The 18,187-nt window shown below is 58.0% G+C and carries 21 protein-coding genes; 6 read left to right on the top strand and 15 right to left on the bottom strand.

Annotated elements, in window-relative coordinates:
* Window positions 1-103: 103 nt before the first annotated feature.
* Window positions 104-868, bottom strand: a complete 765-nt coding sequence (locus tag ACR0AD_RS07650; protein WP_480486625.1) for a tRNA1(Val) (adenine(37)-N6)-methyltransferase — start codon at window positions 866-868, stop codon at window positions 104-106.
* Window positions 865-1,080, bottom strand: a complete 216-nt coding sequence (locus ACR0AD_RS07645) for a putative signal transducing protein (protein WP_050604033.1) — start codon at window positions 1,078-1,080, stop codon at window positions 865-867. Before ACR0AD_RS07645 ends, ACR0AD_RS07650 begins: the two co-directional genes overlap by 4 nt.
* 56 nt (window positions 1,081-1,136) lie before the next feature.
* Between ACR0AD_RS07645 and ACR0AD_RS07640 the strand changes: the two genes are divergently transcribed.
* A complete protein-coding gene (locus ACR0AD_RS07640) occupies window positions 1,137-2,135 on the top strand; it encodes a polyprenyl synthetase family protein (RefSeq protein WP_480486836.1) in 999 nt (332 codons plus the stop codon).
* Here the strand turns inward: ACR0AD_RS07640 and ACR0AD_RS07635 are convergent.
* From ACR0AD_RS07635 to soxR, 4 genes are all read right to left on the bottom strand, one after another.
* Window positions 2,128-2,949, bottom strand: a complete 822-nt coding sequence (locus ACR0AD_RS07635; RefSeq protein ID WP_480486623.1) for a 4-(cytidine 5'-diphospho)-2-C-methyl-D-erythritol kinase — start codon at window positions 2,947-2,949, stop codon at window positions 2,128-2,130. The genes ACR0AD_RS07640 and ACR0AD_RS07635 overlap by 8 nt on opposite strands.
* On the bottom strand, window positions 2,939-4,609 hold the full coding sequence (locus ACR0AD_RS07630; protein WP_480486834.1) for a tetratricopeptide repeat protein: 1,671 nt from the start codon (window positions 4,607-4,609) through the stop codon (window positions 2,939-2,941). Before ACR0AD_RS07630 ends, ACR0AD_RS07635 begins: the two co-directional genes overlap by 11 nt.
* Before the next feature lie 145 nt (window positions 4,610-4,754).
* Complete coding sequence (locus ACR0AD_RS07625; protein WP_480483095.1) at window positions 4,755-6,401, bottom strand: electron transfer flavoprotein-ubiquinone oxidoreductase; 1,647 nt, start codon at window positions 6,399-6,401, stop codon at window positions 4,755-4,757.
* A 136-nt stretch (window positions 6,402-6,537) separates the two neighbouring features.
* Entirely contained in the window at window positions 6,538-6,993 is a 456-nt protein-coding gene (gene soxR, locus ACR0AD_RS07620; RefSeq protein ID WP_209598669.1) for a redox-sensitive transcriptional activator SoxR, read from the bottom strand.
* A gap of 81 nt (window positions 6,994-7,074) precedes the next feature.
* Here soxR and ACR0AD_RS07615 point away from each other — a divergent pair, with 81 nt between their 5' ends.
* The 3 genes from ACR0AD_RS07615 to ACR0AD_RS07605 all read left to right on the top strand — a co-directional run bounded on the left by ACR0AD_RS07615 (window position 7,075) and on the right by ACR0AD_RS07605 (window position 9,170).
* Entirely contained in the window at window positions 7,075-7,455 is a 381-nt protein-coding gene (locus tag ACR0AD_RS07615; protein ID WP_480486621.1) for a VOC family protein, read from the top strand.
* 234 nt (window positions 7,456-7,689) lie between these two features.
* Window positions 7,690-8,160 carry a transcription elongation factor GreA gene (greA, locus tag ACR0AD_RS07610; RefSeq protein WP_209506599.1) on the top strand — a complete coding sequence of 157 codons (471 nt, stop codon included), beginning with the start codon at window positions 7,690-7,692 and terminating at the stop codon, window positions 8,158-8,160.
* 14 nt (window positions 8,161-8,174) lie between these two features.
* Window positions 8,175-9,170, top strand: a complete 996-nt coding sequence (locus tag ACR0AD_RS07605) for a hypothetical protein (RefSeq protein ID WP_480486619.1) — start codon at window positions 8,175-8,177, stop codon at window positions 9,168-9,170.
* Here ACR0AD_RS07605 and ACR0AD_RS07600 read toward each other — a convergent pair.
* The 5 genes from ACR0AD_RS07600 to ACR0AD_RS07580 are packed head-to-tail and all read right to left on the bottom strand — an operon-like array spanning window position 9,167 to window position 13,902.
* Window positions 9,167-9,760 (bottom strand): GNAT family N-acetyltransferase, encoded by a 594-nt coding sequence (locus ACR0AD_RS07600; RefSeq protein WP_480486617.1) that lies wholly within the window; start codon window positions 9,758-9,760, stop codon window positions 9,167-9,169. The genes ACR0AD_RS07605 and ACR0AD_RS07600 overlap by 4 nt on opposite strands.
* Window positions 9,757-11,826, bottom strand: a complete 2,070-nt coding sequence (locus ACR0AD_RS07595; protein ID WP_480486615.1) for a molybdenum cofactor synthesis domain-containing protein — start codon at window positions 11,824-11,826, stop codon at window positions 9,757-9,759. Before ACR0AD_RS07595 ends, ACR0AD_RS07600 begins: the two co-directional genes overlap by 4 nt.
* The gene (gene mobB / locus ACR0AD_RS07590; RefSeq protein ID WP_480486613.1) at window positions 11,823-12,314 is read right to left on the bottom strand and encodes a molybdopterin-guanine dinucleotide biosynthesis protein B; all 492 of its coding nucleotides are present in this window, start codon (window positions 12,312-12,314) and stop codon (window positions 11,823-11,825) included. The genes ACR0AD_RS07595 and mobB overlap by 4 nt, the downstream gene beginning before the upstream one ends.
* On the bottom strand, window positions 12,311-12,967 hold the full coding sequence (mobA, locus tag ACR0AD_RS07585; protein ID WP_480486611.1) for a molybdenum cofactor guanylyltransferase MobA: 657 nt from the start codon (window positions 12,965-12,967) through the stop codon (window positions 12,311-12,313). The genes mobB and mobA overlap by 4 nt, the downstream gene beginning before the upstream one ends.
* Window positions 12,964-13,902 carry a formate dehydrogenase accessory sulfurtransferase FdhD gene (locus ACR0AD_RS07580; protein ID WP_480486609.1) on the bottom strand — a complete coding sequence of 313 codons (939 nt, stop codon included), beginning with the start codon at window positions 13,900-13,902 and terminating at the stop codon, window positions 12,964-12,966. The genes mobA and ACR0AD_RS07580 overlap by 4 nt, the downstream gene beginning before the upstream one ends.
* On the opposite strand from ACR0AD_RS07580, the gene ACR0AD_RS07575 reads away from it, so the two are divergent.
* Both ACR0AD_RS07575 and ACR0AD_RS07570 read left to right on the top strand, forming a co-directional pair.
* The gene (locus tag ACR0AD_RS07575; protein WP_480486607.1) at window positions 13,901-14,611 is read left to right on the top strand and encodes an AzlC family ABC transporter permease; all 711 of its coding nucleotides are present in this window, start codon (window positions 13,901-13,903) and stop codon (window positions 14,609-14,611) included. The two genes, ACR0AD_RS07580 and ACR0AD_RS07575, sit on opposite strands and share 2 nt — an antisense overlap.
* Window positions 14,608-14,940 carry an AzlD domain-containing protein gene (locus ACR0AD_RS07570; protein WP_267364537.1) on the top strand — a complete coding sequence of 111 codons (333 nt, stop codon included), beginning with the start codon at window positions 14,608-14,610 and terminating at the stop codon, window positions 14,938-14,940. Before ACR0AD_RS07575 ends, ACR0AD_RS07570 begins: the two co-directional genes overlap by 4 nt.
* On the opposite strand, the gene ACR0AD_RS07565 is transcribed toward ACR0AD_RS07570, so the two are convergent.
* The 4 genes from ACR0AD_RS07565 to ACR0AD_RS07550 all read right to left on the bottom strand — a co-directional run bounded on the left by ACR0AD_RS07565 (window position 14,929) and on the right by ACR0AD_RS07550 (window position 18,170).
* Window positions 14,929-15,561 carry a hypothetical protein gene (locus ACR0AD_RS07565; RefSeq protein ID WP_480475007.1) on the bottom strand — a complete coding sequence of 211 codons (633 nt, stop codon included), beginning with the start codon at window positions 15,559-15,561 and terminating at the stop codon, window positions 14,929-14,931. The two genes, ACR0AD_RS07570 and ACR0AD_RS07565, sit on opposite strands and share 12 nt — an antisense overlap.
* 17 nt (window positions 15,562-15,578) lie before the next feature.
* Window positions 15,579-15,689 (bottom strand): aa3-type cytochrome c oxidase subunit IV, encoded by a 111-nt coding sequence (locus ACR0AD_RS07560; protein ID WP_480486832.1) that lies wholly within the window; start codon window positions 15,687-15,689, stop codon window positions 15,579-15,581.
* 113 nt (window positions 15,690-15,802) lie between these two features.
* Window positions 15,803-16,342 carry a hypothetical protein gene (locus ACR0AD_RS07555; RefSeq protein ID WP_480486605.1) on the bottom strand — a complete coding sequence of 180 codons (540 nt, stop codon included), beginning with the start codon at window positions 16,340-16,342 and terminating at the stop codon, window positions 15,803-15,805.
* The gene (locus ACR0AD_RS07550) at window positions 16,329-18,170 is read right to left on the bottom strand and encodes a glycerophosphodiester phosphodiesterase (RefSeq protein ID WP_480486603.1); all 1,842 of its coding nucleotides are present in this window, start codon (window positions 18,168-18,170) and stop codon (window positions 16,329-16,331) included. Before ACR0AD_RS07550 ends, ACR0AD_RS07555 begins: the two co-directional genes overlap by 14 nt.
* Window positions 18,171-18,187: the final 17 nt, after the last annotated feature.

The following is an 18,187-nucleotide window of genomic DNA, read 5'->3' as shown; positions in this document are numbered from 1 at the left end:
TGTCACGTAAGAAGTTGATCACATCGTTTCCACCCTGTCACGCTGCAGACGCACAGAATCTGAAACAAATCCGACAAAATCGGCTGGACATTGCCGGTCGTCGTCAAAACCCGGGCAGGGCAGCGGCCTTCCGGAGCACGGCCGAAACTGCATCCGTATAGCTTTCGCCGTCTTTTTCGTGACGTTCACCCGCGTGCACAATCAAAGGTGGGTGGAGGCGAAATGCCGCACGCCCTCCTTTGCGGGCGCGCAGAATGATCAGCTCAGCCTCTCGCCCTGTCCGTGGGCTTAGCGGCAACAACTCTACCGATCCCAGCAACCCCTGGCACGCTGCCAGCATGTCGGGCAGTCGATCGGCTTTCTGGATCATGTGCAGGTACCCTTTTGGCGCAAGGCGTTTGGCAGCCACTGCAATCCAGTCGGCCAACTGGGTGTCTTCGCTCAGGGCCACACTTCGTCCAGCATCCTTTGCAGGGCTATGCGCCCCCGCCCGATAATAGGGCGGATTCGCAATTACGTGATCGAACTGGCGCTGCCGAAACGCCTCAGGCAAAGCAGTCAGATCAGCTTGGACAACTTCCAGCTCTATCCGGTTGATTTCCGCATTTCTGAGGGCCAATTCCGCATAGGAAGGCTGTAGCTCGATACCTGTCAGGTGCAGACCGGGCACTCGGGAGGACAAGCAAAGAATGGCAGCCCCTGCGCCGCACCCCAGTTCCAACACGGACTGACCTGCGCTGGCCGGAACGGATGCGGCAAGCAATACCGGGTCGACCCCGGCACGATAACCCGACCGAGGTTGCAGCAATCGAACCCTGCCCCCCAAGAAATCATTGCAGCTGAGTTCGCTATCGGAAAACCGGGTCATCGGCCCAGCGGAATTTCATTGTCGCGCATCACACGTTCAGCACGGGTCAGGTCTTCGGCGCGAACCATCAGTCGGCGGGGAAAGATTCCGATCCCACCTTCGAGGATGCTCATATTTACGTCCATCTGAAAGCAGTCTATATCCTCGCCTTCAAGGAGAGCGGATGCAAAGGCCAGGATCGTCGGATCGGTACTGCGCAATAGTTCTTTCATGGGGATGGATGTAAGGGCAAGGCGGGGCGGAAGTCGAGCCTTGTATCAGGAGAATGATGACCGTCGGCATGATCTCAAAACCGCATGAGCGCCTCGCTGAAATATTGGCGGGTGAAATGGAGGCTGTGAACACGTTGATCCGCACCCGGATGGCGTCGGACCATGCCCCACGTATCCCCGAAGTGACCCAGCATCTGGTCGAGGCGGGCGGAAAGCGCCTGCGCCCGATGCTGACATTGGCAGCGGCGCGGCTGTTTGGCTATTCGGGCGAGCACCATGTACGCCTTGCTGCCACGGTCGAGTTCATCCATACCGCTACCCTTCTGCACGACGACGTTGTGGATGAGAGCGCGCAGCGGCGCGGACGCCCGACCGCAAATCTACTTTGGGGCAATAAATCCAGTGTGCTGGTCGGCGATTACCTGTTTTCTCGCAGCTTCCAATTGATGGTCGAAACGGGTTCGCTGCGGGTTCTGGATATCTTGGCCAATGCCTCAGCAACCATCGCCGAGGGCGAGGTGCTGCAAATGACCGCAGCAACCGACCTGCGGACAGATGAAAGCGTTTACCTACAGGTCGTGCGCGGCAAGACAGCAGCTTTGTTTTCAGCTGCGACCGAGGTGGGCGGCGTGATCGCCGGTGCATCGGAAGAACAGATCAAGGCCCTGTTCGATTATGGTGACGCATTGGGGATCGCATTCCAGATTGCAGACGATCTGCTGGACTATCAAGGGGACAGCAAGACAACCGGCAAGAATGTGGGCGATGATTTCCGCGAACGAAAGCTGACCCTGCCTGTCATCAAGGCTGTTGCACAGGCCACGCCCGAAGAACGCGCATTCTGGGAGCGTACAATCGAAAAAGGCCGCCAACAGGACGGTGATCTGGATCATGCGCTGGGTTTGATGGACAAATACGCAACGCTGGAAAAAACCCGGCAGGACGCTTTGGGCTGGGCGAACAAGGCAAAGGCATCTTTGGATGTTCTGCCCGATCATGAAATTCGCAGCCTGCTGCGCGAACTGGCCGATTACGTGGTCTCGCGCCTTAGTTAAGCTGCGTCGCGCGGCACCACCAGTCAGGATGCGCCGCACCGATCTCATAGGCCGCGAAATGCGCGTCTTTCATTGTGGGATATAGGGCAAAACAGGTTGATCCTGACCCCGACATGCGCGTCACAAGGGCACGACTGGTCATGTTCAACTCGTCCAAAACCTGTTCGATCTCACGTGCAACGCCCATGGCAGGTACCTGCAAATCATTGCGTTGATCACGCAACCACAGGGCACAGGCTTCAGCGTCTTCAAAATCTGGAACCAGCTCAGGCATCGGCGGATTGTCTCGGGACGCCAGCGCGTTGAAAACGGCTCCTGTCGGCACCGGCACATTCGGGTTGACCAACAGGGCGGGTAGGTTCGGAAAGTTCACCGCCGCCAAACGATCGCCAATGCCTTGCATTCTGATCGCCCGGCTTTCCAGACAAACGGGCACATCTGCCCCCAGTGACAACGGCAGGTCAGGCGGGATGTCACGGCCCAGACCGCCCAGCATATTCAGCGTGGCGGCCGCATCCGATGACCCACCCCCAATACCTGCGCCGTGGGGCAGAGATTTGGTCAGGTCGATATGCCCGGTCCAACCGACACCTTCGGCCGCTTTCCAGACCAGGTTACGGCTGTCCGTGGGCACGCCTTCAGCAAACTCCCCACTCACGTCCATAGTCAGCTCGGGGCCGGGTGTGAATGTCAACTGATCGCCGAGATCAGCAAAAACCACTAACGAATCCAACAGGTGATAACCGTCCTTACGACGTCCGGTCACATGCAGGGTCAGGTTGATCTTGGCGGGCGCAAACGCCTTAATTTCCATTTGCGACTTTCAAAGGTTCCGCACCTTCTTCGGCCAGAACGGCACTTAGTCCGACCTCGATCTTGCGTCGAATGCGATCTGGGTCAGCCTCGCCATCTGTGTCTTCGGGGTCAACAAAGGACAGCGCCCGCTTCCATTGGAACTCGGCCTCGCGCGCACGTCCAACAGCCCAATAGACATCCCCCAGATGATCATTGACGACCGGATCAACAGGCATCAACTCGACCGCGCGCTCCATATGCTCGACCGCTTCTTCGTAACGACCCAGACGGAACAGAACCCAACCCAGACTATCCACGATGTAGCCGCTATCCGGGCGGGCTTCGACCGCGCGTTGGATCATGTCCAGCGCTTCATCCAGCTTTTCTTTCCGTTCTACCAAAGAATAGCCCAAGTAGTTCAGCACCTGCGGCTGATCCGGATTCAACTCCAGCGCCCGGCGGAAATCGGTTTCAGCCTGATCCCACTGCTTCAGCCGCTCGTGGCTTATGCCGCGCGCGTAGTGCAGGAACCAATTCCCACCTGCCTGACTGTCCGTCAAAGCAATCGCAGTGTCGTAAGAGGCAACCGCAGCCGCATAGTTTTCCTGACGACGCTGAAGATCTGCCAGAGAAACATGCACGCTAGGCAAATCAGGGTTTTGCAGCGCCAGGTTTTGCAGAACTTCAATGGCCGCATCGGTTTTTCCGGATTTATCCAGGATTTCGGCCCGTCCAAGTTCTGCGGCATGGTGGTCATTGCTGCCTGCCGGGACCATACGATAGGCCGCAACAGCCAGATCATACTGTTGCAGCTTGTCCAGCAATTCCGCGCTCAGCAGAATGGCGTCCACGTGGTCAGGGCGCAGAAAGCTCGCCAGTCGCGCGTAAAGCAGGACGTAGTCTGCCGAAGCCTCGCTGTTCAATGCGGCACCAACGGTAAAGAATATTTCCGCCATGCCATCCAGCGCAGAGCCCGCATGGGTGAACGGAAGCGTCTCGCCCGCGGTCAATTGGCCGGTATAGGCTTCAATGGTCGGATCGCTACCGGAAACAAACACATCGTCCAGAAACTGTATGGCGTCTTCGTTGCGATCCAGCTGTGACAGCACCTCTGTACGGGCCAGCGCGGCCCGACGCGAGAACCGCGCAACCGCGCCGTTATTATCCGCAAATATCACCTCGGCACCTTCGAAATCGCCGATAGAGGCCAATGCCATGGCTTTGTGATACAGCGCAAATTCCCTGAGGCCTTCCTGCGTGGCCACGGCATCGAACTGCTCCATGGCCTTTGTCATTTCACCTTGCCCCAGATGGGCCCATGCGATCATCAGCCCATCAACCAAAGGACCGATCCCCTGCGTTTCAGGGTCACGCGCCAGAAGTTCGTCAAACTTGCCGTCAGCAATCAAATTGGCCGAAATCGCCATGCGCGCGGCCTGACTGGGAAGGTTGGCTTCCTCGATCTGCTTTGCAACGGGCAAAGCACGGGCAATTTCCCCCAGCGCAAGGCGGGCGACAACAACGCTTTCCAAGAGCAGCGCGTTTTCCGGATCAAACCTGAGAGCCTGGGCGTAGTATCTTTCCGCCGCAGAATAGTCGCTTTCGTAGATCGCCTGACGCCCGGCCAGATATGAACCGGCACCCGAATCCGAATAGGCCGGAACTGCGACCGACGACATGAGCAGCACGGACAATGCCGCGCGACGAACCAGGGAAACCACCGAAATCCTGCCTTACTATCGTTGACTGACGGTTAAGCTAGGGCTTCGGTCGGCAAGAGGCAATGGCAGAGCCTTCACGACCCTGCCATTGCCGGTTTTTTGCTTACATGTTCGGATAGTTTGGTCCGTCGCCCCCCTGCGGCGTGGTCCAGGTGATATTCTGGCTTGGATCCTTGATGTCACAGGTTTTGCAGTGAACGCAGTTCTGGAAGTTGATGACGAATCGCGGACCGTTGTCATCCTCGACCATTTCGTACACACCTGCCGGGCAATAGCGCTGCGCCGGTTCGTCGAACTTGGGCAGGTTGACCTTGACCGGGATATCCGGGTCCGTCAGGCGCAGGTGGCAGGGCTGGCTTTCCTCGTGATTGGTTGCCGCAAAGGACACGTTGGTCAGACGGTCAAAGGACAGCGTGCCATCGGGCTTGGGATAATTGATCGGCTTGTGCTTGCTGGCTTCCTCGGTCGACTGTGCATCGTTCTTGCCATGTCCCAGCGTACCAAAGAGCGAAAAGCCCAATGTGTTGGTCCACATGTCCAGACCACCCAGCACCAGCGAAGGGATCATGCCCCACTTGGACCACATCGGCTTGACGTTGCGCACCTTCTTCAGGTCCTTGCCAATTGCGCCATTGCGGACATCGGCCTCGTAAGCGGTCAGCTCATCGCCTGAACGGTCAGCCTTGATCGCGTCATAAGCAGCCTCAGCCGCGGCCTTACCAGACAGCATCGCATTGTGGTTGCCCTTGATGCGCGGCACGTTGACCATGCCCGCGGAACAGCCCAGCAGCGCCACGCCCGGCGCCACCAGCTTGGGCATCGATTGAAGGCCGCCTTCGGTGATCGCACGGGCACCGTAAGCCACGCGCTTGCCGCCTTTCAGCAGCTCGGCCACCATCGGGTGATGCTTGAAGCGCTGGAATTCCATGTAGGGGTACAGGTGCGGGTTTTTGTAGTTCAGGTGAACCACAAAGCCGACATAGACCTGATTGTTTTCAAGATGATAGATGAACGACCCGCCGCCTGCGTTGCCGCCCAGAGGCCAGCCCATTGTGTGCGTGACCGTACCTTCCTTGTGCTTTGCCGGATCGATCTCCCAGATCTCTTTCATGCCGACGCCGTATTTCTGCGGCTCTTTGCCGGCAGACAAGTCGTATTTGGCGATGACTTCCTTGGACAGTGAGCCGCGCACACCTTCCGACAGGAAGACGTATTTGCCGTGCAATTCCATACCCGGCTCGGTGTTGGGGCCATAAGAGCCGTCCGCTTCCAGACCAAAGACACCGGCCACTACGCCTTTGACTTCACCGTTATCGCCGTAAACCAGTTCGGAACAGGCCATGCCGGGGAAGATTTCCACGCCCAGTTCCTCGGCCTGCTCGGCCATCCAGCGGCAAACATTGCCCATCGAAACGATGTAGTTGCCATGGTTGTTCATCAGCGGCGGCATCGGGAAGTTGGGGATGCGGATCTTGCCTGCCTCGCCCAGCATGTAGAAATTGTCTTCATGCACCGGCACGTTCAGCGGAGCACCCTTAGCCTTCCAATCCGGGATCAAAGCATCCAGCCCGCAGGGATCGAGAACTGCGCCAGACAGGATATGAGCGCCCACTTCCGAGCCCTTTTCCAGAACGACAACGTTCAGATCCGCATCCAGCTGTTTCAGACGAATGGCCGCCGACAGGCCCGCAGGACCTGCGCCTACGATCACCACGTCATATTCCATTGCTTCGCGTTCAATCTCGGCCATCGCGGGCTCCCTAGCTTACTTTCCGAATTGGCGCTGTCACTGCAGGATCTGCGCAATTTTGTTTCACGGCTGATTACATGGTCAGTAAGACTTTGGTCAATCGAAACACGGCGTAACAATGGCGCTATTCGACACATCAGTCCTCTGGTGCATCACCCATCAGGTATCTGGGACCGCTACCATGGGATTTTGCCCTGTCATCGGGGTTATAAAGCTTGCATTTCGGCAAGCTGAGGCACCCACACCCGATGCAGCCGTCCAGATTGTCGCGCAATCGCATCAGGGTATCGATTCGCTGGTCCAGATGAGTGCGCAACCGCACGCTTATGGCTTTCCAATCCTGTGGTGTCGGTGTTCGCTTTCCCGGCAAGCCCGACAAGACCTCGCGAATTTCAGGCAAGGTCAGGCCGAACTGCTGTGCGATCATGACAAAACTCAGCCGCCGGATATCCGCCCGCTGGTAACGTCGCTGCCCGCCCGCATTGCGCCAGGGCGCGATCAAACCCTGTGCTTCGTAATACCGGATCGCCGAAACGGCCAACCCCGTACGTCGGGCCAATGCCCCGATTGCCAACCCTTCTGAAACAGCCATGTCGCCCTCGAAGAAATACCTTGACCTAAAGTTAGGTTTAGAAATTACGGTGAGTCGAAACAAGCCAAAAAAGGAGATCCCATGATGGCAACGCTTGAACATACCAATTTCACTGTCAGCGACCCACAGGCCTCGGCCGCCTGGATGCAGCAAGTCTTTGGCTGGAAAACACGGTGGGAAGGACCCGCAATATCAGGCGGATACACGGTGCATGTCGGATCGGCCCACACCTATCTTGCGCTTTACAAACCAGATGCGCCGAAACCATTGGTCGAAAGCAGCTACGATATCGTCGGCGGACTGAATCATGTTGGTGTTCTGGTCGAAGATATCGATGCAACCGAGGCCAAGGTGCGCAAGGTCGGGTTCGAACCCCATAATCATGCCGATTACGAACCGGGGCGTCGGTTCTATTTCAGGGATGACAACGGCATCGAGTTTGAAGTGGTTCAATATGATTGAGATGCTGTGGCTCTGCACGCCTTCAAAGCGATGGTGCAAGGGTGGGCAACCGGACCATCGCCATAGGCCACACCCGAAACAATCCCGCCGGCGCAATGTTGCAAATTGATCGCTGCACCTGCTGACACCCCTTGCAATTCACGTGGTATTTGGGTCAGGTAATCGTCAACCTAGGACTCGCCCCGACGCTTCTGTGCGGCGGGGCGAGTCAGTTTATGCGTGGACGTAGAGAGTATGGAAAAGATCCCGATGACGCCTGCGGGCAATGCCGCACTCGCAGCTGAGCTGAAGAACCTCAAATCCGTCGAACGCCCTGCGATCATCGAAGCCATCGCATCGGCGCGAGAACTTGGCGACCTGAAAGAAAACGCCGAATATCATTCAGCCCGCGAAAAGCAGGGGTTTATCGAAGGTCGCATCAAGGAACTGGAAGGTATCCTGTCACTGGCGGATGTAATTGACCCGGCAAAACTGTCTGGCGCGATCAAGTTTGGCGCAAAGGTTACATTGGTTGACGAGGATACCGACGAAGAAAAGACGTGGCAGATCGTCGGTGAATATGAAGCCAATATCGAAGCTGGCCTTTTGAATATCAAATCCCCCATCGCCCGCGCCCTGATCGGCAAGGACGAAGGTGACAGTGTCGAGGTGCGCACCCCTGGCGGCGTGCGCTCTTATGAAATTCTGAGTATCAAGTACGCCTGACCGGAGCGCATGTAATGTCGGGGCCCAAACCTGACCCGGAAACTGAAAGACCGACTTCGCTGGGCATCTATGACCGCCCAAAGGCACCGTCTGTCACCGAGATTGAGATTGCCGCACTGGTGCTCAGCCTGATTTGGCTGGTGGTGTCGGTTGTTTTTCTGGTGTTGCAGGGTAAGGCGCAGAGCGGTGGTTTTGTTGTCACCTTTCTGGCCGTTTTCATGCCTGTGGCGATGATCTGGGTCGCGGCCACTGCCATGCGTGCCAGCCGCGTGATGCGCGAGGAAAGCGCGCGGCTGCAAACTGCGATTGATGCGATCCGTCAGGCTTATGTGGCGCAGCAGCAGCGCGCATCCAGCACCTACGAACCTGCGGTAGCAAAGAAACTGGATGAGATCGCAGCCGCGACGCGGAAAACCGAAAGCGCTCTGGCAACATTTTCGACCAAGCGCACAACGCCCCCTTATGCCCCTGCAAAACCACTCGTTGCAGGTGCTCAAACCTCGCTTGAACTGGGCACATCTGCGGAAGAAATTGCGCCACCGCTGAGCACCGATATCTTTATCCGCGCCTTGAACTTCCCGGAAACTCAGAATGACACCGAAGGGTTTAATGCCCTGCGCGTGGCGCTGAAAGACCGCAAGACGGCGCAGATCGTACAAGCCTCGCAGGATGTTCTTACACTGCTCAGCCAGGAAGGCATCTATATGGACGACCTGCGCCCTGACATGGCCCGGCCCGAAATCTGGCGTCAGTTCGCGCAGGGCGCGAGGGGTCGCGCCGTTGCCGCGCTTGGGGGTGTACGCGACAGGTCCTCGCTGGCGCTGACAGCTGCGCGGATGAAACAGGATCCCATTTTCCGCGACGCCGCCCACCATTTTCTTCGCCGCTTCGACAAGATGATGGCCGAGTTCGAGCCCACCGCAAGCGATGCAGAACTGAGCGCGTTGGGTGAGACCCGCACCGCGCGGGCGTTCATGTTGCTGGGGCGCGTAGCCGGGACGTTTGATTAATCAGGCAAAACGACCCAAGACATCTTGGTCGCGCTGCTGAAACCAAACAAGTAACTTAAAGGCCCGGTTTTTTCTTCCCCCACAGGCCGAAATCCTTCGCGCTCATATAAAGCGCGGGCGCGGGGGTTTGTGTCGATAACGTCAAGCTGAACCACTGACATGTTTTGTTTCCGCGCTTCACACTTAACGGCATCCAGCAAGGCAGTACCAACCCCTTTGCCACGCGAGCCCGCTGCCACAAATATGCCATCCATCTGAAACACGCCGGGTTTCAGTTCGCGCTCCAAAATGCTGAGGATGAGGGCGCGCCAAATGGCCCCAAGCCAGCCATAGACCTTTGCTAGGTCTGACATTCCGCCTCCGGCCAATGCACCATCGCGTGTCTTGAAACCTGCAAGCCCCAAAATCCGGTCTTCCTTGTCCCGTGCAACAAGCGCGAAATCCGGGTTCAACGAAGTTTCGAAGAAAGCCAGCCCCTTTTCATCCGGACCCATGACTTTGTTCAGTTTCGCCGAAAATGCCTGCCAGAACAGGGTCGCCACCAGTGGGCGTTCCGCATCAGAAAAACCGCGTGAGATCGTGATTTTCACAACCCAAAACTGCCATACGGGATAAACCGAACCATATCACCCGGTTGGATATGTCGGGCACCATCTTCTATTTCGACCAGCCCTTCGGCCCAGCTGAGCCCGCTGATCCGGCCCGATCCTTCTGACTTGAAGACTTCAACCCGGCCTTCCCGTATGCGCGCGCGCAGGTATTCGCGGCGGCCCGGTTTCTTGCGCTTTTCAAAGGCAGCGGGCACTTCGAACCCTTGCGGCTCGATCCAGCCTTCGCCAGACATCAGGCCCAGCGCCGGTCGCGCAAAGATCAAGGTGCAGACCAAGGCGGCAACGGGATTGCCGGGCAGTCCAAAGACTGGGGTTCCGGACCACAACCCCAAAGCCAGAGGGCGACCGGGTTTCAAGGCGATCCGCCAGTGTTGCATCGCCCCCGCCTGGCGCAGCAAGGCAGACACGTGGTCTTCGTCACCAGCAGATGCGCCACCACTCGTCAGTATCACTTCTGCCTGTTCCGCAGCCTGATCCAGCCGTTCCCGCAGGGCGTCCCGATCATCTGAAACACGCCCCATATCCACAGGTACAAACCCCAGCCTTTCGACCAGAGACAACAGCATCGGGCGGTTGGCGTCGAATATCTGTCCCGGTCCGGCGCGTTCTCCGGCGTCGACCAGTTCATCACCGGTCGATACCACGGCGACACGCAGCGGTTTGCGCACCTTCACCTCGGCAATGCCCAAAGCGGTGAGCAGCGCAAGATCAGCCGGTGTCAATCGGCGCCCTGTAGGCAGGGCCAGATCGCCTGCGGCCACATCCTCGCCCGCTTGCCTGGTATTTGCCCCCTTTTTCAGCGGGCCGTGGAATGCGATATGCCCGTCTTTAACTGTGACATCCTCTTCCAGAATAACCGTATCCACCCCGTCAGGCAGCGCGGCACCCGTCAGAACGCGCACTGCCTGACCCGCGGGAACATCACCGTCGAACGGGATACCGGCTGCAGCACGCCCATCGACCAGCGGAAGGACCTGTGGCCCATCTGAAACCGGACCAGCGAACCCGAACCCATCCACGGCTGTATTCGGCTGCGGCGGGTTGGAACGTTGGGCTGTCACATCTTCTGCCAGAATGCGCCCACTCGCCTTTTTCAGCGCGACCACATCGACCGAGGTAATCGGATGCAACCTGTCGCGCAAATAGGCCAAGGCGTCATCAACCGGCGTCCACTCCACACCCGCTGGCAGCGCAAAACAATCGTTGCGCAATGGTGGCGGGGCTATGTTCGGCTTTTTCTGAGTCACACCCAATATCCAGCCTTCCTCTGCCGCTGAAACATCTAATTGCGCTTTCAACTCCTGCTCTGTCAAACGCGACAGAGTCAAGGCGATCTGTTCGACTTGCCAGGCATCCTTGATCCGCCCGTCCGGTGGCGCACCCAAGGTGAGCGACGGCCAGATTTCCACAAAGGCGATGGGTCTATCCAACGACTCGAACGGCCAGACCGCGACTTGTCCGGCAAAGCGATGGCGGAGCCTGCTCAGAACTGGAAGCCCCATCATCACCTGCCCACCGACCGCGCCTGCACCCGCCATCTGCCAGCAGGTGAAACTGCCTTTTGCCAAGGCTTCAACCGCACGACGGTCGGAAAACGGATTGGAATAGCCTGTCTTGGTTCGCGGCAAACCATCAATGTCACGCCCGAGGCCATTCATCCAAAATGGGCCTCTTCCTCCGAATTGTCGATTGATCCGGCCTGCCAAGTCGAAACGATTGTTCATTTTCGAACCGTCCTCGACATGCTGTTCGAACCAGTCCCACAAGGTCAAGGGGTCATCCGTACCGGTCATCGCGCGGGCAAAACCCTTCGGGTATCCAAAAGGGAAATCAAACCCCAGAAACAGGCGGCGACCTGCCTTCAGTTCGGTGCGGATCAGGGCATCCAGCCACGCTTCGGCAAGCGCCCGGTTGCGCAGGTATTCAGGCTTCTGTGCCTGCCCTTCACGCACAATACAGACCCAGATCGCGTCTTTGCGCGGCGTTGGTCCGGTGTCATTTCCACCAGACCAGTCCACTATGGCAAAGGTCTGGAACAGGGTCACAAACCGACCTCATCTAATATGAAGTCCGCGATCCTGACTGTGTCGTTCAGGTCGAAAACCGGACGATCCAGTTCCAGCGCCGTGTCGCTGGCAACGGCTCGAACGGTATCGTTTTCAATCGCGATCAGAGTGTTTCCTGTCTCGGCGCGAAACGCCTCGACCTTTGGGTGGCCTTCCCGCTTGAAGCCTTCAACCAGCACCAGATCAACCGGAGAAAGCCGCGCCAGCAGTTCAGCCAAAGGCGGCTCGGGTGCGCCGCGCAGCTCTTGCATCAAGGCGACGCGCTGCCCCGACGCAAGCAACACCTCTCTGGCGCCAGCAACGCGGTGACGATGACTATCCGTGCCCGGTTGGTCTACATCGACGCCGTGATGCGCGTGTTTGACGGTTGAGACGGTAAAGCCCCGCCCCGTGATTTCGGCCACCAGCCGTTCCATCAGCCCGGTTTTACCCGCGTTTTTCCAGCCGGTGACGCCGTAGACCCTCATACCTGCTCCAACAATGTCCGGGCGCGGTCCAGATCGTCAGGCGTATTAACATTGAAGAACGGATCAAACGGGTCAGCCTGAAACAAAGCCTCGCGTCCGTCATGTTTATCAGTCCACAGCACGACCTTGCGCAACCCGTCCGTCAGAGCCGCCCGCAGATCATCGCGCAACGCCACAGGCCAGAGCCCAAAGGTCGGGTGCCGGTTGACGCGCCTGCCCCCACCGGATTTCAGCGCTTCGTCACCCGTTCGCGGAGTAGTGGCCAAGACCAGAGGATGCACCTGCCCCGCTGCCGCCTCTTGCAGGCGCGCCACCAGATCACGCGGGAAGAACGGTGTATCTGCGGCAGCCGTTACGATGCTGTCGGCCCCCTGATCTGCCGCCCAATCTAGCCCCGCCAGAACACCGGCCAAAGGGCCAGCGAAGCCTTCGATCGAGTCAGGCAGAACGGGTAGCGTCAGATCGCTGAAACGCTTGGGGTCGCCATTTGCGTTCAGGGCCAAACCATCGACTTGCGGAGACAGCCGGTCAACGACATGGGACAGCAGGCTCTGCCCACCAATCTGCAATAGACCTTTGTCACCGCCGCCCATCCGGGTGGCCTGCCCGCCTGCGAGGATGACGCCGAGGGGTTTCCTGTTTTCATCACTCATTGGCTACTCTTCCGCCTGTGTTTCCTGTCTTCGGCCACAACCGTCGACGGATCCACATCACGAACCAACCGTTCCTCACCGGAAAGACAAACAAAGCGCTGTCCGCGCATCCGGCCGATCAGCGTAAGGCCTACCTCACGCGCGATCTCAACACCCCAGGCGGTGAATCCGGAACGGGACGCCAACACGGGAATGCCCATCATCGCCGTTTTGATCACCATCTCGGATGTCAGGCGACCGGTGGTATAGAGGATTTTGTCCTCTGCCGTCGCCCCCTCGGACAGCATCCAGCCTGCGATCTTGTCGACAGCGTTATGGCGACCCACGTCTTCCATATAAACCAGCGGGCGGTTTTCCCGGCACAAGACAGTCCCATGAATTGCCCCGGCTTCAAGATACAGCGACGGGGTGCGGTTGATCTTGGCCGCCAGTTCGTAAAGCCACGAGGTCCGCACCTGCACTTGCGGCAGCTGAACGCCCTCAAGGCCCTCCATCATGTCCCCGAATACTGTGCCCACAGCGCAACCACTGGTGCGCGTCTTTTTCTTCAGCTTGTCCTCGTACGAAGTCGCGCGTGCGGTGCGGACAACTACGGTTTCAAGATCATCATCGTAATCGACACGGGTAATCTCATCACTAGCCAGCAGCATGCCCTGATTTCGCAGAAAACCCAGCGCCAGATATTCGGGATAGTCGCCAATGGTCATCGCCGTCACAATTTCCTGCGCGTTGAGGAAGATCGTCAGTGGGCGCTCTTCAACCACTGAAATCTGACTGACCTCGCCATTCTGGTCCACCCCCTCGACCGCACGGGTCAGGCGGGCCGCGCCCGGATCAGGAGCGATTATATAGTCTGACACGTCGGATTCGGTGACCAATTGCAACCCCTTCACAAGACCGATACTGCTGCTGGCGTCACCATAGGATTTAGCCATGGCCTCTGCCACATCCAAGTCATACTTCTGGAAAGGTTTTCGCGACGGCACGCCGTTTGTCTTCGTGGCTGTGCCTTTTGGTCTGTTGTTCGGTGTCTTCTCGACAGAAGCCGGGTTGAATATCGTGCAGACCATTGCCTTTTCCATCACTGTTTTTGCAGGCGCGGCGCAGTTCACAGCTCTGCAACTTCTGCAGGATGAAACGCCGACAATCATCGTTTTGATCTCGGCCCTGGCAGTGAACCTGCGGGTCGCGATGTATTCCGCGTCGCTGACGCCGTATCTGGGTGCCGCGCCCTTGTGGCAGAGAGCATGTGCGGCTTACCTGATCGTGGATCAGTCTTACGCCTGTTCAATCGCGCAGTTCGAAAAAGAGCCTGATCTGACGATCACCCAGCGAATGGCCTATTTCCTGGGTTCGGTCACTCCGATCACACCGCTGTGGGTTTTGGGAACCTGTCTGGGTGCCGTGCTGGGCGCTCAAATACCGGAAAGCTGGGCGCTGGACTTTGCCCTGCCGATCACCTTTCTGGCGATGATCGGGCCAATGATGCGTACGCTGGCCCATGTCATCGCCGCCCTGGTCGCCATTGTCGTTGCCCTGCTGACAGTGAGTGTGCCGTTCAATCTGGGCCTGCTGATCGCAGGCGCGGCAGGGATGATGGCCGGTGCGCAGGCAGAATTGATGCTAAAGCGGAACGCGCCATGAACCAGATCGACCAGACAACAATATGGATCATCATCGCGGGTCTTGCGGTGGGCAGCTATGCTTTGCGCTTTACCTTCATCGGTCTCGTCGGTGATCGCCCGATGCCGCCCTGGTTGTTACGTCACCTTCGATATACAGCCGTGGCCATCCTGCCCGCACTGATCGCGCCGCTGGTGGTTTGGCCTGCAGCCACCGAAGGACAACCGGATATACCCCGTATGTCGGCCGCAGCGGTTGCATTGTCTGTGGGCATTCTAACCAAGAATGTGCTGGCCGCCATCTTTACCGGGGCGGCAACACTTTACATATTGCTGTATTTAGTTGGATGAAGCCGCGTCCAGCTGGTTCAGGCGCGCATTGTTGAACGCCAGTCCCTTCTGCAGGTCCGCGTCGTCGTTTTCACGGTACTCCGCCGTTTGAACGCCTTGCAAGGCCCCAAACTGATCCGACAGTTTGACCGGATAGAATGTGGTCGTGATCTGTTCGAACCCCGGAACCTGCTGCAACAGCTGCGAGGTAGAGTTCGCACAGAATGCACCAGCCACCGGGCCCATCTGCTTGGCCAGTTGCAATGCAATTTCGGCCTGTTGCGGAGTGACCTCGATCGTCTGGATGCGCGCATAATGTGTTTCGCGGGCGTGGCTGCTGCGATACGCACGTTCGACATTCGGGGTAATACCGTACAGCACATCGTTCCTGATCGGTACAACATCCGCCCGGAACGATCCTGCCGGGTCGAAAATAACCCGCTCACTGCCGCTGATCATCAACGACGTATGCGCACCCGAACCGGTTCGGGTGCTGATCATCGTGTACAAGGTCAGGGTCGATGGCCCCGGATCGCGATAGGAGCGGGACGTAATTTCAGTTTGATCCGCTTGCGGGCGCTGTGATGCAGCGCAACCAGCCAGCGTTGCGGCCACGAGGCACGCAGTCAATATCCTGAGCAAAGCCGCCCCCGAATTGCTTACGAGGCGAAAACTGCCAGGAACAGGCACAACAAGGCGATCGCGACCACACACCAAGTGGTGGCTTTGATGAAACCGTTGAAAGTTTTGGTTTGAACGTCGATGTTCATTTCGCCGTGCTTGTATTCAGCCATGAGTCTCAGAATCCCAATTCGCGTGTTTGACCTGTTGGATAATGGAAAACAAAACGCCTGTCACCACGTCATTCGCGCGCAGGGCGCGCTTACTTGAGGACCGAGCATCCTGGATACCCAAACCCCCACCGCCAGGGCAGGCCGCTGCACGGCCCGCCACCGAAACGAACCGCCCCATACATGGCATCCGCAGTGATCGCATGAATGGTGCGGATCTGATCAGGTTCCATATCGTAGCGATCCGCATATTCGTCGGCATTCAGATCTCCATGCGCCGCAACACAGGCATGCAGGGCATCGTCCGCCGCCAAACGCGCGTCATAGCTTTCCTCGGCCGAATCCGCGCCGCCAGCATTGTGATATGCCCGGTCGTGGATCACACAACAGTTTTCCCAAGGTGGATGTTCTTCAAAAATCTCACCAACCTGCGGGAATTGTTTTGCCACCCAGCGCCAGCTTGCGGACAACCCACCCGAGCACCCGTCTGTTTCAAATGGTTGCAGCTCGGCTCCGTCGCTCTGGTCCATCAAGGCGCGATGGGCAGGCATTTCGAACCGGCGCATCAAGTCCTGTGCCAAGGCAACATGCGGAATGATGAGTAACAGCAGCGACAGATTAAGGGCTTTCATCGCGCATCGCCTTGGTGTCGACTTGTAATCCGAACGCCGTGGCCAGCCACAACATCAGCCGCTCTGCCGGTCCCATTTCGGCGCGCACGCGAAGAACCTCATTGGCCATAGCCGGGCGATCGGTAATCAGACCATCAACGCCCATAGACGCCATTTTAGACATTTGCAGCGGATCGTTTACTGTCCAGACATAGATATCCTTGCCGGCATCGTGAACCTTTCGGATCAGGCCCGGCGTCGCCATCCCTGCGTTAACGGCGACAAACTCGCCCTCCAACCCCGACAGATCACCAACGGCTGTGGCCGCCAATACACCCGAACGCCAGTCAGGGCGCAGTTTCTTCATCTTTTGGACAGCCGGGTACTTCAACGACATGGCGGCGACCTCGTCCTGCATCTCCAACTCTTCCACCAGTTTGATCACCCGGTTTTCCAGATCGATATCATGGCCATAGTATTTCAGTTCGATAAGAACCCTGGACTTGCCTTTGGCCGCCTCCAGCACATCACGCAGAGTTGGCGTGCGTTCCGAGGCGTATTCCGGGTCGAACCAGCTGCCGATGTCGATATCGGCCACATCCGCCATTGTGGCATCCCAGACCTTCAGATTAACACCCGCCAGCTTCATGAAATCGCTGTCATGGGCCACGATGATCACGTCATCCGCAGATTCCTGAACATCGATTTCAACCCAATCCGCGCCGTCCTCGATGGCTTTCAGAACCGAGGCCATCGTGTTTTCCGGCCGCAAGGCCGCAGCACCCCGGTGGCCAATGACCTCGGCATGATCCGGGGCCTGCACACGTTCCAGCAGACTTTGACCTGACCAAAGGCCAATACCCAACGCGGCTAGGGATGCACCCACTGTCACAAATACAGGCGCCCGAATTTTCCGGGGCTCTGGGTGAGCGATCTTTTTTCCGTCTGTATCGAAAAACCCGTCCAGCAAGACGGCCAGCGCGCCCAGCGCCGTTGCTGCCAAAACCAGCCCCGCCAATGACCACAGCCCAGCGACGACAAAGCTGAAGGTCAGGGCCAGCTTGAGGTTGCCGCCGTCCTGCACGGGTACGAAAGTAAACAAAAGGCTGGCCACTGCGGCAATCAAAGCGGCGATGACAAGGCGCATCCCCAGCCAAAGGGCAAGTTCGATCTTCAACCGCCCGCGCTTGCCCTCCATTTTCTGCGCACTTTGGGCAAACGCCGTTCGGGGCGCAGTTCGTTCGAAAAGGACCAAATGCAGGGCCAGCGCCCAGGCCGACAGACGGCGGATCAAAAGCCACGCCAGTACAAGAACAACCACTCCGATCAGAAGAGCCGCCACCTTGAAGGCGGGGGGGCGGAAGGTCAGGTAATAGTTGATGTCGTATTCAGTCAGCGTCCACCAAGCGATCAGGCCAGCGACAGCCACGAATGGCAGGGCAAGCAACAGGACACGCAGGATGAAACGCACGGCAAATCCGAACAACGCCGGGAAACGGGACAGGATCAATGCGAGCGCCGCACTGCCAGCACGCCAGGGATCCTGTTCGCCCATGCGCAGCGACCCGGCCATGACCGAGAACACAAAGACCTCAGCCAGCAGAAACAAACTCAGAACTACAACAGACGAGATAAACCCGACCGGAGACAGCAGGAACATGGCAATGTCCTGATCGGTCAAGGCCGTCTGGTCAGACAGAGAGACTGCCAGATTGACCGCCAGCGCCACCCCTGGCGCAATCAACGCCACAAGCAGCAACCGGACAGCGATATAGATAGGCACAAAAACCCGACGCCGGGCCCAGGCCCCCGCGTAGGCATGTGTTACGGCATGGAAATATCTGCTCACGCGGTCGCCTCCGAACT

It is taken from the genome of Ruegeria sp. BH8 (genome assembly GCF_056538065.1).
The sequence above is the reverse complement of the archived record's forward strand: the minus strand, read 5'-3'. Positions and strand labels throughout refer to the sequence as shown.

What these genes read in the sequence shown, in the direction of transcription:
- ACR0AD_RS07650 (WP_480486625.1), bottom strand. Translation starts at nt 868, where the DNA reads ATGACCCGGTTTTCCGATAGCGAACTCAGCTGCAATGATTTCTTGGGG.
- ACR0AD_RS07645 (WP_050604033.1), bottom strand. Translation starts at nt 1,080, where the DNA reads ATGAAAGAACTATTGCGCAGTACCGATCCGACGATCCTGGCCTTTGCA.
- ACR0AD_RS07640 (WP_480486836.1), top strand. Translation starts at nt 1,137, where the DNA reads ATGACCGTCGGCATGATCTCAAAACCGCATGAGCGCCTCGCTGAAATA.
- ACR0AD_RS07635 (WP_480486623.1), bottom strand. Translation starts at nt 2,949, where the DNA reads ATGGAAATTAAGGCGTTTGCGCCCGCCAAGATCAACCTGACCCTGCAT.
- ACR0AD_RS07630 (WP_480486834.1), bottom strand. Translation starts at nt 4,609, where the DNA reads ATGTCGTCGGTCGCAGTTCCGGCCTATTCGGATTCGGGTGCCGGTTCA.
- ACR0AD_RS07625 (WP_480483095.1), bottom strand. Translation starts at nt 6,401, where the DNA reads ATGGCCGAGATTGAACGCGAAGCAATGGAATATGACGTGGTGATCGTA.
- soxR (WP_209598669.1), bottom strand. Translation starts at nt 6,993, where the DNA reads ATGGCTGTTTCAGAAGGGTTGGCAATCGGGGCATTGGCCCGACGTACG.
- ACR0AD_RS07615 (WP_480486621.1), top strand. Translation starts at nt 7,075, where the DNA reads ATGATGGCAACGCTTGAACATACCAATTTCACTGTCAGCGACCCACAG.
- greA (WP_209506599.1), top strand. Translation starts at nt 7,690, where the DNA reads ATGGAAAAGATCCCGATGACGCCTGCGGGCAATGCCGCACTCGCAGCT.
- ACR0AD_RS07605 (WP_480486619.1), top strand. Translation starts at nt 8,175, where the DNA reads ATGTCGGGGCCCAAACCTGACCCGGAAACTGAAAGACCGACTTCGCTG.
- mobB (WP_480486613.1), bottom strand. Translation starts at nt 12,314, where the DNA reads ATGAGGGTCTACGGCGTCACCGGCTGGAAAAACGCGGGTAAAACCGGG.
- mobA (WP_480486611.1), bottom strand. Translation starts at nt 12,967, where the DNA reads ATGAGTGATGAAAACAGGAAACCCCTCGGCGTCATCCTCGCAGGCGGG.
- ACR0AD_RS07575 (WP_480486607.1), top strand. Translation starts at nt 13,901, where the DNA reads ATGGCCTCTGCCACATCCAAGTCATACTTCTGGAAAGGTTTTCGCGAC.
- ACR0AD_RS07580 (WP_480486609.1), bottom strand. Translation starts at nt 13,902, where the DNA reads ATGGCTAAATCCTATGGTGACGCCAGCAGCAGTATCGGTCTTGTGAAG.
- ACR0AD_RS07570 (WP_267364537.1), top strand. Translation starts at nt 14,608, where the DNA reads ATGAACCAGATCGACCAGACAACAATATGGATCATCATCGCGGGTCTT.
- ACR0AD_RS07560 (WP_480486832.1), bottom strand. Translation starts at nt 15,689, where the DNA reads ATGAACATCGACGTTCAAACCAAAACTTTCAACGGTTTCATCAAAGCC.
- ACR0AD_RS07555 (WP_480486605.1), bottom strand. Translation starts at nt 16,342, where the DNA reads ATGAAAGCCCTTAATCTGTCGCTGCTGTTACTCATCATTCCGCATGTT.